The organism is Pseudomonas sp. Fl5BN2, from assembly GCF_009908205.1.
Taxonomy (GTDB): Bacteria; Pseudomonadota; Gammaproteobacteria; order Pseudomonadales; family Pseudomonadaceae; genus Aquipseudomonas.
This window is the reverse complement of record NZ_JAAARL010000079.1, coordinates 1-431: the sequence shown is the minus strand read 5'-3', so window position 1 is coordinate 431 and position 431 is coordinate 1. Positions and strand designations below refer to the sequence as shown.

The 431-nt window shown below is 57.5% G+C and carries 1 protein-coding gene; it reads right to left on the bottom strand.

The window, feature by feature from the left end; all coding sequences use genetic code 11:
* A partial coding sequence (locus GV819_RS32650) for a pyridoxal-phosphate dependent enzyme (protein ID WP_161760121.1) occupies positions 1-431 on the bottom strand: 431 nt, incomplete at both ends.

Here is a 431-nt window from a genome sequence, read left to right as displayed (position 1 = left end):
GCATATAGTGCGCGGTTTCATAACTGCCGGACCAGTCGCGCAGCGCCTCGTTACAGGCATCTTTCAGCGTCGCGGAACCGCTATGTACCGGGATCACTTCCGCACCCATTAAGCGCATACGAAAAACGTTTGGCGACTGGCGTTCAACGTCTTTGGCACCCATATAAATACGGCATTTCAGGCCGAGCAGGGCGCTGGCAAGGGCCGACGCCACGCCATGCTGACCGGCTCCGGTTTCGGCGATGATTTCCGTTTTACCCATCCGCTTCGCCAGCAACGCCTGTCCCAGCACCTGGTTAGTTTTATGCGCGCCGCCGTGCAGCAAATCTTCGCGCTTCAGATACAGCGTGGTGTTCGTCCCGGCTGTAATGTTCTGGCATTTGGTCAGCGCGGTTGGACGCCCGGCATAGTTTTTCAGCAGGTCGTTGAAC